Below are 16631 nucleotides of genomic sequence, written 5' to 3'. Positions count from 1 at the left end.
CGGCGTGTCACCCGATCGAGAATTGTCGGTGTGGTGGAGCATCATCAGTGCCGTGACCGCAGTGATCATCACAGCCGCGATCGTCCTGGCACTCGTCTGCGCCGGGGCGCTGGCCGCTGTGTGGCGGCTCTACCAGGACAGTGTGCGTCGCACCGACGTCGCGCTGGCCGCGATCCAGACCGAGCGCGAGCGCTTCGACGCACAGCAGATCGCCTTGCAACGCTATGAGGTCGCGTTCTCGTCGGTGTCCGGCCGGGGCGAGCTCGGTGAGCAGGTACTGGTGGAGACGGCGCGAGCGCTGGGCCTGCGCGAAGGACTGCACTTCTCCCTGCAGACCGACGTCGCGGGCGGCGGCTCCGTGCGACCGGACATGGTGCTGAACGTCGGCGGCAACCGGCTGGTGCCGGTCGACTCCAAGATGTCGATGGCCTGCTGGGCGGAAGCGGTCGAGACCGACGACCCGCGGGAACGGGCGGACGCGCTGCGCGTACATGTCCGCAACATCAGGTCGCGCGCGGCCGAGCTCGCGGGCAAGGGCTACCAGCGCTGGGCGGACGCCATCTACGGCACGATCATGTTCGTGCCGAACGACGGCGCCGTCGTCGCCGCGCTGGACACCGACCCTGAGCTGCTGCGCTGGCTGCTCGACCGCCGGGTGTTCCTGTGCGGGCCGACCGGGTTCGCGGTGATCGCTTCGGCGGCGATGTTCGCGGTGACCGAACGCGCGCTGGCCGACGACGTCGAACGGGTGCGCGCGCAGGCCGGGCACGCTCACCGGGCGGCCGATACGGCCATCGAGGCGCTCAACCTGTCCAGCACGCACCTGCAGCGGTTCCTGTCGGCGCGCAGGCGTGAGCTGGACGCCCTGGAGGGTTTCCGGGCGGCCGTCGAGCCGCTGACGGAGGCCGCCGGCAGCCCGACCCCAATCCCACTGGTGCGCCGGGCCGACGAACAGTCGGCGTGAACCGGAACTGTCAGACCTCGAACGGTGCGCGCACACGCGCAAGCTGGACGCCCTGGAGCGCTTCCGGGCGGCCGTCGAACCGCTGACGGAGGCCGCCGGCAGCCCGACGCCGATCCCGCTGGTGCGCCGGGCGGACCAACAGTCGGCGTGAACCAAGAACTGTCGGACCTCGATCCGTACGCGCGCACGCGCGAGCTGGACGCTCTGGAGGGCTTCCGGGCGGACGAACGTGAACCGGAATTGTCAGACCCCGGCGCTAGCTTGAGTTCGGACCGTCCCGAACGAGAGGAGAGCGCCCACGAAACTGCACAACAACCGCATACGGGACAAGCCGGGCGACCCCGTCCCGACCGGAGACGGGCGTCACTGAGCACAACGCGATCGGGCGATGCGAGGTTGCCCGTGAGTGAGATAACCGTGGACTGACGAACAGCACATGTCGAAGCGGCTACCGTGTGCGCCGTGAGTGAGTTGCGTGACCGCCGTGTGGCACTCGATGACGATGACGACTTCGAGGGCCAGGACATCCCCGCGTGGAACTACCGCGCCATCGCCGGGACCTTCAAGGGCATCCCGTGGTGGGCGTCGATCCTCTGCGCGCTGGTGCCCGCCGTCATTGGCGCGTACATCGACATCAGCTCAGGCAAGACGGTCGGCTGGGTCTTCAACATCCTGTTCTTCGTCGGTGCCATCGCGGGCATCTGCCTGGTCCAGCGGCGCAGCCTGTTCGCGCCGATGGTGCAGCCACCGCTGATCCTGGCCGCGACGGTCCCGACGCTGGTCCTGCTCACCGGCGGTGTCCCGAAGGCGGCACTCGCCGCGATGGCGCTCGGCCTCGGCAAGCCGCTCATCGACAGCTTCCCCGTGATGGCGGTGACGACGCTGTTCACCGTCGGCATCGGCATCGCCCGCATGCTCTCGCAGAAGGACCCGAACCGGCCGTCGAAGGCCGACGTCAGGGAGGCGAAGGCGGACCTCAAGCGGCGGCCGAAGCCGTCGAGCGAGCCGCGCCGCCGCCCGGCCCAGGACGAGGGCGAACGTCCGCGCCGCCCGCGTCCCGATGCCGCGCGCCGTGAGAGCACCGCACGCCGTCCCGCACCGCAGGGCGAGCGCAGGCCACGTCCCGCGCAGGGCGAGCGGGCCCCGCAGCGACGTCCCCGGCCGCCCCGCGACGACCGTTAGGGCAGCCGCAGGTCAGCGGTCGTGGGACCGTCGATGGTCACCTCGACCGCGGGTCCGGTCTTGCCGTCCTTCAACGCCGTGAACTGGTACTTCCCCGGTTCCAGGCTTGGCCACGAGTAGTGCCCGTCAGGCAACGAGTGCACCGCGATGTCCGGCAGCGGGTGCATCTCGTGCGAGTTGACCTGCACGAGCGCCCCCTCGACCGGCTTGCCGGTCGCGTCGGTCACGGTCCCCGTCACCTGACCGGCCCGACCGCTCGTCTTGGGGACGGCGGGCCCCCGCGAATCATTCGCCGGAAGCTCGGTAGTACACGCGGCGAGTACCAATACAAGAACCACACAAAGAGATCTCACGATCGATCCGCTCCTCCCCTTCTCCGCTCAAAGGACGGAGGAGAGGGGCATTCCGGTTGCGACGAACAACCGGAATGCCCCGAACAATTACCGCCAGCCGGCGATCAGGTTGAACCGGGATTCGGTCAACCGGGCGCCGCTGTTGTGCGAACCGCCGTACGCGTGCCAGGCGAGGAAGCACTGGCCGGCACAACCGGGCGACCCGGCGGGACGGTTCGTGTAGACGGGGCTGCCGCTGTTGCCGCCCACGGTGTCGTTGTCGTAGTACAGCCGCAACGGGTCGCTGATGCGGATCTGGTCGTACGACACCCACTGCTGCTGCGCCTTGTCACCGGGGTAGCCCTGCACCACCGACGGCGTGCCGTTCAGCGAAGCGGTCTGCCAGTACGAGCCGTACCAACCGGTGGCGTTGCCGATGGTGCAGTTCAGCTTGGCGCCGCCGTAGTCGGCGTCCTGGCTGTGGTTGACGGTCCAGCCGGTGTTGGACAGCAGCTGCGAGGCCGTGCAGGAGCCGTACGGGTACGAGAACCCGTTGGCACCGGGGTAGAACCGCAGCTGACCGGTGTACCAGCTGGTGCCGTTGAACACGCAGTGGCCGGCGGTCAGGACGAGCGTCGGCGAGTACATCCAGCCGCTGCAGTGCTGGCTCTCCACGCCGTTGACCGTGCGGGTGATCAGCACCGTCGCCCGAGCCGGGAACCCGGTGGTCGGGTTGACGCGGATCCGGTTGTCGGGCCCGATGATCGACTGGGTCTGGAAGTCCAGCCCGGCGATCTTGTGCCCGTCGGCGACGGGCGTGGCGCCGTACGCTCGCACGTCGGACGGCACACCGGTGCCACGGTAGCTGGACACGCCTCTCAGCCCGCTCACCGCGGCCGACTTGATGCCCGCCCCTGTGTCGCTTGCGACGGTCTCCACCGAAGCGGAAGGCGCGGCCTGCGCCGACACCGCGGTCAAGACCGACGCGAACAGCAGGCTCCCCACCGCTGCCGCGACACGCATCGAGAATTTGCTCACCAGGATGCTCCTCTGTGAGTGGATGTTCCGACTCAACAGGGGAGCGCCTGGTTCGTTCAGATACTTTCCGAACTACAAAATGCTCTGTTCGGTCGTATATGTATTACCTATCGCACGAGGTCCTTGCGCAATTCCCGCGGCAGGGCGAATGCGATCTTCTCGTTGGCCGTGGTGATCTCCTCGACCTCTTCCCAGCCACGCGACTCGAGGAACTTCAGCAGTTCCATCACGAGAATGTCCGGCACGGAGGCACCCGACGTCACGCCGATCGTCTCGACGCCCTCGAGCCACGCCGGGTCGACTTCCTTCGCGTAGTCGATCAGGTACGACGCACGGGCACCTGCCTGCAGCGCCACCTCGACGAGCCGCACCGAGTTGGACGAGTTCTTCGAGCCGACCACGAGGACCAGGTCGCACGAGGGCGCCATCGTCTTCACGGCCGTCTGCCGGTTGGACGTGGCGTAGCAGATGTCGTCGGACGGCGGGTCCTGCATCTCGGGGAACCGCTCGCGCAGCTGCCGCACGCGCACCATCGTCTCGTCGACGGACAGCGTCGTCTGCGACAACCAGACCACCTTGGACGGATCGCGCACCTCGACGGTCGCCGCGTCCTCGGCGGTATCCACCAGCTGCACGTGCTGGGGCGCCTCACCGGCGGTGCCCTCGACCTCCTCGTGGCCCTCGTGGCCGATAAGCAGGATGTCGTAGTCGTCGCGGGCGAACCGCTTGGCCTCGTTGTGCACCTTGGTGACGAGCGGGCACGTGGCATCGATGGTCCGCAACGACCGCGCCGCGGCCTCCTCGTGCACCATCGGCGACACGCCGTGCGCGGAGAAGACCACCAGTGCGCCCTCGGGCACCTCGTCGGTCTCGTCGACGAAGATGGCGCCGCGATCCGACAGGGTCTCCACGACGTACTTGTTGTGGACGATCTCCTTTCGGACGTACACAGGTGCGCCGTACTGCTCCAGAGCGCGCTCGACCGTCTCGACGGCACGATCAACGCCCGCGCAGTAGCCACGCGGCTTCGCCAACAGGACTCGCTTGGACATGCCCCCAGGGTACCCAGGCCTGTTCCTAGGCATTTGTCACGTGACTACGGCAGGCTTAGCACCATGAAGCCACTGCCGTTGCCGGTCCGCGTCGCAGCCGGACTCGCGGCGACCGCCCTCGAACAGGCCCGCAGGCTGCCGCAGCAGCTCGCCGGGCTACCCGTCACGGTCGTCAGCGAGGCGCTGCAGTTGTCCATGCGCGTGCAGCAGCATGTGACCGAACTCGCCATCAAGGGTGACGACATTCTCTCCGGACTTCGCCCGGTCGAGGACGAACCCGAGTGGGCCACGTTCGACGAGGACGCCGAAGAGCCCGAGGCGACCGACGACGACGGCGACCCGTGGGCCGAGGAGGAACGCGCGCTCGCCCGCGAGGTGCCGGAGGCGTTGCCCAACTACGACGACCTCTCCATCGCCCAGTTGCGGGCACGTCTGCGCAACCTCAGCATCGACGATCTCGAGGAACTGCTCACGTACGAACGCGCCCACGCCGCGCGACCGGAGTTCGTCGGCATGCTGAACCGTCGCATCACCACCGTGCGTTCCCAGTGACCGACGCACCATCCACTCCTGAGAACCCCTGGCCGGTCCGCACGGTCGCGCGCAAGGTGCTGGAGTGGATCAACCGCCTCGGCCCGGTGTGGGTCGAGGGCCAGGTCACGCAGCTGAGCAGCCGCAGCAGCACCGCGTTCCTCACGCTGCGCGACCCGAGCGTCGACATGTCGATGTCGCTCACGGCGCCGTCGATGCTGCTCAGGGACATGCAGCTGACCGAGGGCAGCCGCGTCGTGGTGCACGGGAAGATGAACTTCTACCCGGCTCGCGGCACGCTCAGCCTGCGCGTCGACGAGATCCGCGCGGTCGGCATCGGTGAGCTGCTCGCCCGGATCGAACGGCTGCGCAAGCTGCTGCACGCCGAGGGCCTGTTCGATCCCCGCCGCAAGCGCCGGCCGCCGTTCCTGCCGAACAAGATCGGCCTCATCACCGGACGTGCGTCGGCCGCCGAGCGCGACGTGCTGACCAACGCCCGCGGCCGCTGGCCCGCAGCCCATTTCCGGGTTATCAACGTTGCGGTGCAAGGGGTTCAGGCGGTGCCACAGGTCGTGACGGCACTGTCCACCCTGGACCGCGACCCCGAGTGCGACGTCATCATCATCGCCAGGGGCGGCGGCAGCGTCGAGGACCTGCTGCCGTTCTCGGACGAGGCGTTGTGCCGGGCGGTCGCGGAGTGCCGCACGCCCGTGCTGTCCGCGATCGGGCACGAGCCGGACACGCCACTCGTCGACCACGTCGCGGACGTGCGCTGCTCGACGCCGACCGATGCGGGCAAACGGGTGGTTCCCGATGTAGCGGAAGAAACAGAGCGGGTCCGCCAGATGCGCGACCGCGGCCGCCGGGCACTGCACGGCTGGGTGGACCGCGAGCGCCGTCTGCTGGACCAACTGCGGTCCCGACCAGCACTTTCGGATCCGTACGGTCCCCTGGATCGGCGCGCAGAAGACGTGAAAAGGCTTCGTGAACAGGCACAACGGGCGGTCGAGGGCCGTCTCGACCGGGAAGAGATCAACCTGTCGGGGACGAAAGCTCGCTTGACGACCCTCGGTCCGGCCGCCACGCTGGCCCGCGGATATGCCGTTGTGCAACTCGTCACACCTGACGGGGTTGACGGTGTGCTCCGGTCCACAGCTGAGGCACCCGCGGGAACGCAACTGCGGGTACGGGTCGTTGACGGGGCGATACGCGCCGTCGTCACGGAATCGGAAGAGGAAGGGGGAGGTACCGGTGGTTGACCCTGTGTTCCTCCCGCTGACCATGGCCGCGGCCGACGACTGCACCTCGGGTGTGCGCAGCGTCGCCGAGGCGGCCAACCGGGCCGCGGCCGACTGCTGGGCCGCGCTGCTCGGCGGCTGCAACTCACGCAGCCGCGATCGGCTCATCCTGACGTTGCACGACCTGTCCGAGGCGACCGTCGGCTCGTCGCACTACCGGCGTGTCATGCAGGCCGAGTGCCGCATCGACGAGGCCGTGCGAGAGGGTGACGGGGCCGAGTACGCCGAAGCGTTCGTCGGCTACGACCAGGCGGTCGCGACCGTCCTGAGCCGACTGAGGAGCACACCCGCGTGACGACCGAGCTGGGATACGAGGCAGCCAGGGACGAGCTGGTGGAGGTCGTCCGCAAGCTCGAGGCCGGCGGGCTGTCACTCGAAGAGTCGATCAAGTTGTGGGAACGGGGCGAGGCGCTCGCCCGGACGTGTGAGCAGCATCTCGCCGGTGCACGTGAGCGAATCGATGCAGCTCTCGCCGTGGTGGAGGAGGACGTCTCCGAGGGGTAACTCCATGCAAGGATCGGGCGTACCGCTCGGTAATCGCATGTGGAGGCCGCAATGGTGAACACCCCCTCGGAACGGCGTCGCGAAGCCCCTGATCGCAACCTGGCGCTGGAGCTCGTGCGCGTCACCGAGGCCGCCGCGATGGCCGCGGGCCGCTGGGTGGGCCGGGGCGACAAGAACGGCGGAGACGGCGCGGCGGTCGACGCCATGCGCAAGCTCATCCACACCGTGTCGATGCGCGGTGTCGTGGTCATCGGCGAGGGCGAGAAGGACCACGCGCCGATGCTCTACAACGGCGAAGAGGTCGGCAACGGCGAGGGCCCCGACTGCGACGTCGCGGTGGACCCGATCGACGGCACGACGCTGATGGCCAAGGGCATGCCGAACGCGCTGGCCGTGCTCGCCGTGGCGGAGCGTGGTGCGATGTTCGACCCGTCGGCCGTGTTCTACATGGAGAAGCTCGCCGTCGGCCCCGAGGCGGCCGACGCCATCGACATCACCGCGCCGATCGCGGAGAACATCCGCCGCGTCGCCAAGGCCAAGCACAGCGAGGTCTCGGACGTGACGGTGTGCATCCTCGACCGGCCGCGGCACGAGCAGATCGTCGCGGAGGTGCGCCAGGCCGGTGCCCGCATCCACTTCATCTCCGACGGCGACGTCGCGGGCGCGATCTCGGCGGCCCGGCCGAACAGCGGCGTGGACATGCTGATCGGCATCGGCGGCACGCCGGAGGGCATCATCGCGGCCGCAGCGCTGAAGTGCGTCGGTGGCGCCATTCAAGGCAGGTTGTGGCCGAAGGATCAGGAAGAGCGTGAGAAGGCCATCGCGGCCGGCCACGACCTCGACCGCGTGCTCACCACGGACGACCTCGTGAGTGGCGACAACGTGTTCTTCTGCGCCACCGGTGTGACCGACGGTGACCTGGTCAGGGGTGTGCACTACCGCGCCGGTGGCTGCACCACGCAGTCCATCGTGATGCGGTCGAAGTCGGGCACCGTGCGCATGATCGATGGGTTCCATCGGCTCACGAAGCTGCGCGAGTACGCGTCGGTCGACTTCGACCGTCCGGAGGACGCACTCCCCCCGATGCCGTAATGCGTCAACGGTGAACCGAGCGTAACCGTCCGAGTGGCCCTGGTTACATTGTGACCAAAGTCCATAGTTTTCGTTCCGACCCCGGCATCCCTGCGCCGGGGAAGGAAGGAACGGAAACTTATGAGGGCACGTTCCCTGCTTACCGCTTTTGCCGTGGCCGCGGGCGCCCTGCTCGCCTCGGCCGGCGCGGCTACGGCCGACACTCCGGACGGCGACATCACGCCGTTCATCGTCGGCGGCCACAACGCGACGCAGACGTACACCTTCATGGTGTCGCTGCAGAGCACCTCTGGCGGCCACTTCTGTGGTGGCTCGCTCATCAAGGCCAACTGGGTGGTGACGGCGAAGCACTGCGTCAGTGGCAAGACTCCCGGATCGATCCGCGCCCGGATCGGCACGACCAACCGCACCAGCGGCGGCACCGTCGCCACCGGCGCGCAGATCGTGACGAACCCGAGCGGCGACATCGCGCTCCTGCGACTGTCCACTTCGGTCGCCCAGACGCCGGTAAAGATCGCGGCGGAGTCGGGCCCGGTCGGCACGCAGACCCGCATCATCGGCTGGGGCCAGACCTGTCCGCAGCCCGGTGGCTGTGGCGCTCCGACGATCCTGCAGGAGCTGGACACGTCGATCGTGGCTGACAGCCGCTGTGGCGGCATCCGCGCGTCGACCGAGATCTGCACCAACAACACCGGTGGCAACAAGGGCGCCTGCTACGGCGACTCGGGTGGCCCGCAGATCAAGTCCGTTGGTGGCGCGTGGCAGCTGATCGGTGCCACCAGCCGCAGCGGCGGCGGCTCCGTGTGCGCGACGGCGCCGTCGATCTACGTCGACGTCCCGGCGTTCCGCACCTGGATCAGCCAGTACGCCGGAGCTGTGTAGCAGCTCCCTCGGTGAAACGGGCCCGTCTCCCATTCGTTATGGGAGGCGGGCCTTTTCGCGGCAACCTGTCGAGATCCCGCGTCGTCTACATCGACAAGGGATCCATGACGGGGGGGTGCGCGATGAAGAAGCTGCTCTTGGCGATCGCGTTGTTGTCGGTGTCGGGATGTGCTCAGCAAGCGGTGCACGCACAGACCGCTGAGCCGACTTCCAGTTCGAGTTCGGCGGCCGCGTCGTCGTCTTCCGTTGTGCCTGAGCCGTCGTCTTCCACGCCGCCGCCTCCTCCCCCACCGCCGCCGCCCACGCCGTGCGACATCACCGACGGCGCGTGCGTGCAGCTCTCGACCAACCAGACGTGGCTGCTGCGGGGCAACCAGATCGCCTACGGCCCGTACCCGATCACGTCCGGCCGCCCCGGCTACGAGACGCCGGTCGGCAAGTTCCCCGTGCTGCGCAAGGTGAAGGACGAGTGGAGCAAGCCGTACCAGGGCCCGATGCCCTACTCGACGTACTTCACGCACAGCGGCATCGCGTTCCACGAGGGCAGCCTGACGCAGCTGTCGCACGGCTGCATCCACTTGGCGCGCGGAGCTGCGGCAACGTACTTCAGCGAACTGGCCGTCGGCGACACGGTTCAAGTCGTGCCGTAGTGGTTACCCCTTGTGATGAGGGGTGATTCGAGATGATGCGGATACTCGCCATCGCGGCGCTCTTCCTCCTCGGCATGGCCGTGCCGGCGCAAGCCGAGGCAGGGTGCACCGTCTACAACGGAGCGTGTCTGAAGCTCTCCACCAACCAGGCCTGGTTGGTGTACAACGGAACGACGAGCTACGGACCCGTCCCGGTCAGCACTGGTAAGCCTGGCTACGAGACACCCACGGGCATGTTCTCCGTGCTGCGCAAGGTGAAGAACGACTGGAGCATTCCGTACAACGCTCCGATGCCGAACTCCGTGTACTTCACGTCGTCCGGCATCGCGTTCCACCTGGACAGCATCTACGTGCAGTCGCACGGTTGCGTCCACCTGGAACCCGCGGCATCACAGGTCTTCTTCGACAACCTGATGCTCGGCGAGCAGGTCCAGGTGCTCCCGTAGGTAGAGATTGCCGAGATCGATGAGGAACTGACCCAGCTCCCGATAGCGTGACGCGCGTTCGGGTGCTGGGATCAGTCCGCACGTGCCCAGCAAATGCTTGGCCAGCAACGGTCCCAGCTCCGGAATGTCCTTACGCACCTCCTGCGACAACCGTTGCAGACTCAGCCGCAGCAGGTCGTCGGTCAACACGTCACCGGCCACGGCCGCAACCCCTCCCGCTCGCGCCACACGCGATCGCACTCCCAGCACGTCGCCCAGGTGTTGTTCCCCTGCCACGGATTCCGTGGCGGCACAATGGGATCGCCGCACAACGTCTCCCCCTCGTCGCCCGGATACAGCTCGTCCGGGATCGCGTGACGACGACCCGAGTGCGGCAGCCAGCGATACCTCATGACCACGATATTGCCTGGTGCGCACCTTCCACCAGAACGCCTGTTCGGGTTGTCCTTCTTGGCCAAAGGACTTTGCTGGGCCTAGCTTTTCTCCTATGCCGAGAAGGTTTTCCACGGTGCGCGGTCGCGAGCTGGGCGACGGCCTGCGCAAGGTGCTCACCCGCTCAGGATTCTCCGGCCGCAAGCTCGCGACGCTGCTCGGTTGGGACCACGTCAAGCTCGTGGACCTGTTGAACGGCAAGCTGGGCGTGACCGAGGTCGAGCTCGCGGCGTTGCTGGGCGCGTGCCACGCACCGCCCGACGAACACGCGCATCTCCTTGCCCTGTACCGAGAAGCAAACGTGCGCGGCTGGTGGCAGCAACACGGCTCCCGCCTGCCCATTGTGTTGCGCACCCTGATCGAGCACGAAAACGTCGCGACCGAAATCATCTGTTGGCAGATCAACCTCATTCCGGGCCTGCTGCAAACCCCGGCCTACGCGCACGCGGTCATCACAGCGGACCCGAATGTGCCTGCCGACGAGGTCGACCAGCGCGTGCAGGCGCGCCTCACGCGCCAGGAAATCATCGAGCGCGGGGTGAAATTGGTCTTCTACGTGCATGAGCAGGCGCTCCGGCTACAGTTCGACGCCCCTGAGATCATGCCGGAGCAGCTACACCACCTGCTGCAAATGTCGGTTCGGACCAACGTCAGCTTGCGTATCGTGCCGTCATCCATCGGCCCTTGCGCGGGCCTCACCGGGCCGTTCGTGCTGCTCAAATTCGACGGCATCGAGCCCATCGCGCACGCGGAAACGCAGACATCGACCCTCTTCATCGAAGACAAGACCCAGGTCCAGGCCTACTCCAACGTCGTGAAGGCCCTCGAAACCCAGGCCCTTGGCGAGGCAGAATCGAGGAGGCTGATCACCGAAATCGTCGCCTGAGGAGGACCTCCCGCATGAGCGAGTGGCGCAAGAGCAGCTACAGCGCATCACAGTCGGACTGCGTGGAGGTTGGCACAGGCGTCGGCATCCGGGACAGCAAGGCCCCTGACCAGCACATATCGCTCAGCGCTCGCTCGTGGCGCGAGTTCCTCGATGCCGTCAAGCAGGTGCGCCTTGCCAGTCACGAAGTGTCACGCCCTTAGCTTGTCTTCAGCTGTCCCCGGCGTCGTCCGTGTAACCACGGAATGCGGTGAAGACACGTAGTTCCGTGGAAACACCGATGCGCCCCAGCCGCCCCGGCCCGCAGAGTCTGCGCTGTGCAGGCAGACAACGGAAGGCTGGTCACGGCAGACCCGTCCGAGGTGCTGAGACCGCGCGATGCCGCGGACGTCGCGGCGATCATCGAGCGGTGCGCCGAGCACCGCCTGCCGGTCGCCCCGCGCGGCGGCGGGCACTCGTGTTACGGCCAGAGCCTCGTTCACCGCGGGGTGTCCATCGACATGACGTCCCTCAACACCGTGCACGAGGTCCGGCCCGGGACGATCACGGTCGACGCCGGCGCGCGGTGGGCCGACGTCGTCCGGGCGGCGCACGAGACCTGTCAGCGGCCGCCCGCGTTGACGGCGTATCTGGGGCTCACGGTCGGCGGCACGCTGAGCGTGGGCGGGGTCAGCGCGGCCCCATGGGAGGGCGGTCAGGTCGAGCGGGTGCGCGAACTCGAAGTCGTCACCGGTACCGGTGAGGTCCTGCTGTGCTCGCGAGAGCACGAGCCGGAACTGTTCGACGCGGTCCGCGGCGGGCTGGGACAGTTCGGCGTCATCACCCGCGCGGTGCTCGACCTCGTACCCGCTCCGGAACGGGTGCACCAGTACGTATTCGCGTACACCGACCAGGCGAAGCTCTTCACGGACGCGCGGATGTTGTTGCACCGCGACGAGGTGGACGAACTCTACGTGCAGGTCATGCCGCCGGGCGGGGGCTTCCGGCTGGTCGTCTGCACGTATGATCACGACGACATGGTGCTGCCGGAACCGTTGCTGCACAACGAGGAACCATGGCTACGGCATGTCGGGGAGACCACCCGTCTGGTCGATGGCTACCGGGTGGCGGGGTGGGACGAGCGCCCAAAGCCGTGGTTCGACGCCTGGTTGCCCGACAGCATCGTGGAAACGGTCGTCGCGGACGCGCTGGACTCGTTCACCGCCGAGGACTGGACGCCTCCTGGCGTGGAGGGTGGCTGGGTGCTGCTGTTCCCACACCGCCGGGCCGCGTTCGAGGCGCCGATGCTGCGGGTTCCCGAGAGAGACGACTGGGTGTGGCTGTTCGACGTCCTCACCGTCGGCCCTAGCGAATCAGCTCCACTGTGGACCGATCGGATGCTCGCGCGCAACCAGCGACTGGCTGCGATCACGCGCGCGGCGGGTGGGACGATCTATCCGATCGGCGCGACCGCGATGTCCGAAAGCGACTGGGCGGCGCACTACGGCCCCATGTGGGAGAGGTTGTTGCACGCCAAGCGTCTTTACGATCCACGTGGTGTGCTTACGCCTGGTCCGGGCGTGTTCGCTCCGATACCCACAGCATGATGCCGCGGCGGTTGGCGACGTCGAGCCTGCGCAGGATGGCCGAGACGTGGGACTCGACCGTGCGGATGGAGATCACCATCCTGGCGGCGATGTCCTTGTTGCTCATGCCGGTGGCGACGAGCCGGGCCACTTCGAGCTGGACCGGGGTCAGGACGTGCTCTTCCGGTTGTTCCCCGAGGGCGAGGGCGATCGCCTCCTCGTAGTCCGTGATCGCGAGTCCGGCGGCGTACAGCTGCTCGTAGGTCTCGTTGGACAGCGCCGTGAGGGCCTGCTCGACCGCCCTCTCACGGCGTTCGGCCATCGGCACCAGTCCAACGATGTCGACGCCTGTCGTCCGCTGCATGCTGGTGGCGGCGCCGAGCAGGCGAGCCGCCCGCTTCGCCTCGCCCCGTGCGGCGGCACACCAGGCGAGGGCCTCGCACGACCACGGTGGCCCCCACCGGTCGCCGATGTCCTGCTGCGCGCGCAAAGCGTCGCGCAGCAACGCTTCGGCCTCGGCTGGTGCGCCGAACCGCAGCCTGGCGACGGCTGTCGTCCACTGGGCGAAGCAGATGCCCCATGGTTCACCGGCGGCTTCGAGTGCGGCCGTGCAGGTGGCAGGTCCGTCGTGCGCCTGCTGTTCGTCGCCGAGCAATGAGGTGCTGACGGCCAGCATCATCAAAGCCATCGACCAGTCGCCCGCCCAGTCCGGCCCCATCGCGGCGAACCCGTCGCGGGCACGCTCCAACTGTTCGAAGGCTTCGTCGCTCTTGCCGTACATGAACGCCGCCGCTGTGCCCAGGACGAAGTCGAGCGGTGGCAACGGTCCCGGCATCGGGTAGTCGTCGGCCAGCGTGGTGGCTATGTTCATCGTCGCGATCGTGTTTTCGCGATCCCCCTGGCAGAGCATGATCCAGCCGAGGAACGCCAGTGCGCCGATGCGCTGCGGCGTCGGCCGTACCGGTGTCGCCGCGAGTGCGCGTTCCAGCATCTCCCGTCCTTCCGGGAGCCAGCCGTTGTAGAAGTATTCCCGGCTGCGGCCGAGGTCGACGGCCAGTTGCAGCGCGACGTCCTCGCCGTCGTGCACCGGGTGTTCCAGGAAGTATGCGAGCGCGGCACGGTAGTTGGGCATGTCGGCGCGGATGCCGCGCAACATCGCGAGCTCGTCGGGCCCGAACCAGGTGTTCGCGATCCGCGCGGCCTTGCGGAGGTAGTGCGTCGCGTGGCGGGCGCGCATGGTCTCGTATCGGCCGCCTTCGGTCAGCAACTCCACGCCGAACTGCTTGATCGGTTCGAGCAGCGTGTACCCCGTTCGATCCGGGGTCGTTTCGACGAGGGACTTGTCGACGAGTCCCGCGAGCGCGTCCGCGATGTCCTCTTCGCAGACGGCTTCGGCGTCGGCCAGGGTGAACCGTCCGTCGAAAATGGACACCCGTGCCCACAGCGAGCGTTCGGCGACGGTGCAGAGGTCGTACGACCAGACCACCATCGCGTGCATCGTCCGATGGTGCGGCAGTGCCGTCCGGTCGTTGCGCGTCAGCACCCGGAAGACGTTGTCCAGCCGGTGTTCCAGGTCTTCGACGGACATGCTGCGCAGCCGCACTGCGGCGAGCTCGATAGCCAGCGGCAGCCCACCGAGCCGACGGCTCACCCGGACGATGTGCGGCCACTGGTCGTCGGTGATCGTCCAGCGGGGCGCGCTGCTCTCCGCGCGTTCGACGAGCAGCTGCACCGACTCGTACTTCATCGCGGCTTTGGTGGTCTCGTCGTCCGGCGGCACGGCCAGCGGCGGGACCACCATCACGCTCTCACCGGGGATCGAGAGCTGTTGCCTGCTCGTGGCCAGCATCCGCAGTTCGCTCTGGCCCAGCAGCGTCGTGACGAGACCGGCCACTTCGTCGACGAGATGCTCGCAGTTGTCCAGGACGAGCAGCATCTTCCGGTAGTGGCGCAGGTGGTCCAGCAGGGTGTCCAGCACGTTGCGAGACGACTGGTCGCGGATGCCGACCGCGCGTGCGACGGCCCTCAGCACCGCGTCGCCGTCCCGCAGGGGTGCGAGCTCGACCAGCCACACACCGTCCGGATAGGTCTCCTGCACGAGGTCCGCGACGGTGACGGCCAGGCGCGTCTTGCCGCTGCCGCCGACGCCGGTCAGCGTGACGACGCGTGACTCGGTGAGACGGTCCCGCACGTCGCGAATCTCCTGCGTACGGCCGACGAACGAGGACAGCATTTCCTTACACTAGGACACTGTGCGCGGCCGCGTTGTCGCTCTGTGTCAATTGGGTCGAGGTTGTCGATATGCGGCGGTGGGCCAGATTTCACCCTTGATCTCGCGGTCCCGATCGTTGTCCGGATCGCGCACGAAGCCCGCTCGTTCGGCGACCTTGCGCGACGCGACGTTGTCCGCGTGCGTCCACAGCCGGAGCTCGTCGAGGGCGATGTTGGCGAAGATCCAGCCGACGAAGGTCGTCAGCGCCGCGGTGGCGATGCCCTTGCCGCGTGCTTCCCTCGCCATCAGGTACGAGACCTCGCCGACGCCGTCGTGGATCTCGAGCGCGACGTTGCCGTGGCGTTCGCCGGTGTGACTGTCCGCGACGAGGAACGACACCACGGCGGGGTTCGCGCGCTGGGCCCTGATGGCCCGCGCGACGGTCTCCGCCGTGATGTCCGGTCCGTCCGTGGTGAACCGCTGGACGTCCGCGTCCTTGGTCCACTCCGCGTAGAAGGGCGCCTCGGATTCCGTCCACGCCCTCAGTTCGATGTCCCCCATGAACCCAGGTTAGCCAGCATTGCTGGAATGTCCCGGGAAAAGGTGAGCATCGGGGTTGAGCGCGACCGCAATGTTGTTGACGGCGGTGGCCGCTTCGCCGAACCCGGTCGCGATCAGCTTGACCTTGCCGGGGTAGTTCGCGACGTCGCCCGCCGCGTACACCCGGTCGCGCTTGGTCTTGCCGGTCGAGTCGACGACGATCGCGCGGTGGTCCAGTTCCAGGTCCCACGACTCGATCGGGCCCAGGTCGGCGGTGAAGCCGAGTGCGGCGACGACCGTGTCCGCCGGCAACACCTTCTGGTCGCCCGACTTCAGCTTCAGCTCCACTTCGGACAGTGGCTCGCCGCGCAGTTCGGTGACTTCGGCGTCGGTGATGATCTCGATGCCGAGCTCGCGGACCTTGGTGACCGTGCCGGCGTGGGCACGGAACGTGGCGCGGCGGTGGACGAGCGTGACGCTCTTCGCGATCGGGTGCAGTGCGAGCGCCCAGTCGAACGCCGAGTCGCCGCCACCGACGATGACGACGTGCTGGTCGGCGTGTTCGGCGAGGACGGGCACGAAGTGGACCATGCCGCGGCCGAGCCGGCCGTCGCCTGCCGGTAGCGGCCGTGGGTTGAACTCGCCCATGCCGGCGGTGACCAATACGGCGCCCGCGCGGATCGTGGTGCCGTCGGCGAGGCCCACGGCCAGTCCGTCCTCCAGTGTGGACAGTGTGCGTGCCTGCTGTCCGAGAAGGTACGTGGGCTTGTACTGGCCGGCCTGTTCGACGAGTGCGCTGACGAGGTCGCGTCCGCGCACGGCGGGGAACCCGGCCACGTCGAAAATCATCTTCTCGGGATACATCGCGGTGACCTGGCCGCCCGGTTCGGGCAGTGCGTCGACGAGTGCGACGGACAGCTCCCGGAATCCCGCGTAGTAGGCGGCGAACAACCCCGTGGGTCCAGCGCCCACGATGAGGAGGTCGACGTCACGCTCCATCAGTTGAGCCCTTCTGCCAGTGGTGG

Annotated in this window: 21 protein-coding genes; 13 read left to right on the top strand and 8 right to left on the bottom strand. The window is 67.8% G+C overall.

All coding sequences use genetic code 11. From position 1 onward, the window contains the following. The first annotated feature begins 52 nt into the window (after positions 1–52). Complete coding sequence (locus tag QSK35_RS38590) at positions 53–964, top strand: DNA recombination protein RmuC (RefSeq protein WP_285752832.1); 912 nt, start codon at positions 53–55, stop codon at positions 962–964. A 462-nt stretch (positions 965–1426) separates the two neighbouring features. Further along, positions 1427–2146: a DUF6542 domain-containing protein gene (locus QSK35_RS38585; protein ID WP_285752830.1), complete on the top strand. Its 720-nt coding sequence runs from the start codon at positions 1427–1429 to the stop codon at positions 2144–2146. Here the strand turns inward: QSK35_RS38585 and QSK35_RS38580 are convergent. The 3 genes from QSK35_RS38580 to QSK35_RS38570 all read right to left on the bottom strand — a co-directional run bounded on the left by QSK35_RS38580 (position 2143) and on the right by QSK35_RS38570 (position 4568). Next, positions 2143–2385, bottom strand: a complete 243-nt coding sequence (locus QSK35_RS38580) for a carboxypeptidase-like regulatory domain-containing protein (protein WP_285752828.1) — start codon at positions 2383–2385, stop codon at positions 2143–2145. The two genes, QSK35_RS38585 and QSK35_RS38580, sit on opposite strands and share 4 nt — an antisense overlap. Positions 2386–2586: 201 nt before the next feature. Further along, on the bottom strand, positions 2587–3516 hold the full coding sequence (locus QSK35_RS38575) for a trypsin-like serine peptidase (protein WP_285752827.1): 930 nt from the start codon (positions 3514–3516) through the stop codon (positions 2587–2589). A gap of 107 nt (positions 3517–3623) precedes the next feature. Next, positions 3624–4568, bottom strand: coding sequence for a 4-hydroxy-3-methylbut-2-enyl diphosphate reductase (locus QSK35_RS38570; protein ID WP_285752826.1), 945 nt, complete (start codon positions 4566–4568; stop codon positions 3624–3626). Between the two features lie 63 nt (positions 4569–4631). Between QSK35_RS38570 and QSK35_RS38565 the strand changes: the two genes are divergently transcribed. From QSK35_RS38565 to QSK35_RS38530, 8 genes are all read left to right on the top strand, one after another. Beyond that, on the top strand, positions 4632–5120 hold the full coding sequence (locus QSK35_RS38565; RefSeq protein WP_285752825.1) for a lipid droplet-associated protein: 489 nt from the start codon (positions 4632–4634) through the stop codon (positions 5118–5120). Continuing rightward, positions 5117–6358 (top strand): exodeoxyribonuclease VII large subunit, encoded by a 1242-nt coding sequence (gene xseA / locus QSK35_RS38560; protein ID WP_285752824.1) that lies wholly within the window; start codon positions 5117–5119, stop codon positions 6356–6358. The genes QSK35_RS38565 and xseA overlap by 4 nt, the downstream gene beginning before the upstream one ends. Further along, complete coding sequence (locus QSK35_RS38555; protein WP_285752822.1) at positions 6351–6692, top strand: sugar ABC transporter substrate-binding protein; 342 nt, start codon at positions 6351–6353, stop codon at positions 6690–6692. Before xseA ends, QSK35_RS38555 begins: the two co-directional genes overlap by 8 nt. Further along, positions 6689–6901, top strand: coding sequence for an exodeoxyribonuclease VII small subunit (locus QSK35_RS38550; RefSeq protein WP_285752820.1), 213 nt, complete (start codon positions 6689–6691; stop codon positions 6899–6901). Before QSK35_RS38555 ends, QSK35_RS38550 begins: the two co-directional genes overlap by 4 nt. Positions 6902–6952: 51 nt before the next feature. Beyond that, a complete protein-coding gene (gene glpX, locus QSK35_RS38545) occupies positions 6953–7993 on the top strand; it encodes a class II fructose-bisphosphatase (RefSeq protein WP_285752818.1) in 1041 nt (346 codons plus the stop codon). 120 nt (positions 7994–8113) lie between these two features. After that, positions 8114–8875 carry a S1 family peptidase gene (locus QSK35_RS38540; RefSeq protein WP_285752817.1) on the top strand — a complete coding sequence of 254 codons (762 nt, stop codon included), beginning with the start codon at positions 8114–8116 and terminating at the stop codon, positions 8873–8875. Between the two features lie 122 nt (positions 8876–8997). Next, positions 8998–9525, top strand: a complete 528-nt coding sequence (locus tag QSK35_RS38535; RefSeq protein WP_285752815.1) for a L,D-transpeptidase — start codon at positions 8998–9000, stop codon at positions 9523–9525. 32 nt (positions 9526–9557) lie between these two features. After that, positions 9558–9971: a L,D-transpeptidase gene (locus QSK35_RS38530; protein ID WP_285752813.1), complete on the top strand. Its 414-nt coding sequence runs from the start codon at positions 9558–9560 to the stop codon at positions 9969–9971. On the opposite strand, the gene QSK35_RS38525 is transcribed toward QSK35_RS38530, so the two are convergent. Together QSK35_RS38525 and QSK35_RS38520 are read right to left on the bottom strand one after the other, a co-directional pair. Further along, positions 9915–10172: a hypothetical protein gene (locus QSK35_RS38525; protein ID WP_285752812.1), complete on the bottom strand. Its 258-nt coding sequence runs from the start codon at positions 10170–10172 to the stop codon at positions 9915–9917. The two genes, QSK35_RS38530 and QSK35_RS38525, sit on opposite strands and share 57 nt — an antisense overlap. Continuing rightward, positions 10154–10363, bottom strand: coding sequence for an HC3 family zinc finger protein (locus QSK35_RS38520; protein WP_285752809.1), 210 nt, complete (start codon positions 10361–10363; stop codon positions 10154–10156). Before QSK35_RS38520 ends, QSK35_RS38525 begins: the two co-directional genes overlap by 19 nt. 116 nt (positions 10364–10479) lie before the next feature. Here QSK35_RS38520 and QSK35_RS38515 point away from each other — a divergent pair, with 116 nt between their 5' ends. The 3 genes from QSK35_RS38515 (at position 10480) to QSK35_RS38505 (ending at position 12875) form a co-directional block, all read left to right on the top strand. Further along, positions 10480–11289: a helix-turn-helix domain-containing protein gene (locus tag QSK35_RS38515; RefSeq protein WP_285752808.1), complete on the top strand. Its 810-nt coding sequence runs from the start codon at positions 10480–10482 to the stop codon at positions 11287–11289. 14 nt (positions 11290–11303) lie between these two features. Beyond that, positions 11304–11492 carry a DUF397 domain-containing protein gene (locus QSK35_RS38510; protein ID WP_285752806.1) on the top strand — a complete coding sequence of 63 codons (189 nt, stop codon included), beginning with the start codon at positions 11304–11306 and terminating at the stop codon, positions 11490–11492. Positions 11493–11606: 114 nt separating this feature from the next. Then, positions 11607–12875 (top strand): FAD-binding protein, encoded by a 1269-nt coding sequence (locus QSK35_RS38505; protein ID WP_285752805.1) that lies wholly within the window; start codon positions 11607–11609, stop codon positions 12873–12875. On the opposite strand, the gene QSK35_RS38500 is transcribed toward QSK35_RS38505, so the two are convergent. The 3 genes from QSK35_RS38500 to QSK35_RS38490 are packed head-to-tail and all read right to left on the bottom strand — an operon-like array spanning position 12832 to position 16605. Beyond that, positions 12832–15087: an ATP-binding protein gene (locus QSK35_RS38500; RefSeq protein ID WP_285752803.1), complete on the bottom strand. Its 2256-nt coding sequence runs from the start codon at positions 15085–15087 to the stop codon at positions 12832–12834. The genes QSK35_RS38505 and QSK35_RS38500 overlap by 44 nt on opposite strands. A 45-nt stretch (positions 15088–15132) precedes the next feature. Beyond that, positions 15133–15627: a GNAT family N-acetyltransferase gene (locus tag QSK35_RS38495; RefSeq protein WP_285752801.1), complete on the bottom strand. Its 495-nt coding sequence runs from the start codon at positions 15625–15627 to the stop codon at positions 15133–15135. A 9-nt stretch (positions 15628–15636) separates the two neighbouring features. After that, on the bottom strand, positions 15637–16605 hold the full coding sequence (locus tag QSK35_RS38490; RefSeq protein ID WP_285752800.1) for an NAD(P)/FAD-dependent oxidoreductase: 969 nt from the start codon (positions 16603–16605) through the stop codon (positions 15637–15639). Positions 16606–16631: the final 26 nt, after the last annotated feature.

The organism is Lentzea sp. NBRC 105346 (assembly GCF_030269605.1).
Lineage (GTDB): Bacteria > Actinomycetota > Actinomycetes > Mycobacteriales > Pseudonocardiaceae > Lentzea.
The sequence above is the reverse complement of the archived record's forward strand: the minus strand, read 5'-3'. Positions and strand labels throughout refer to the sequence as shown.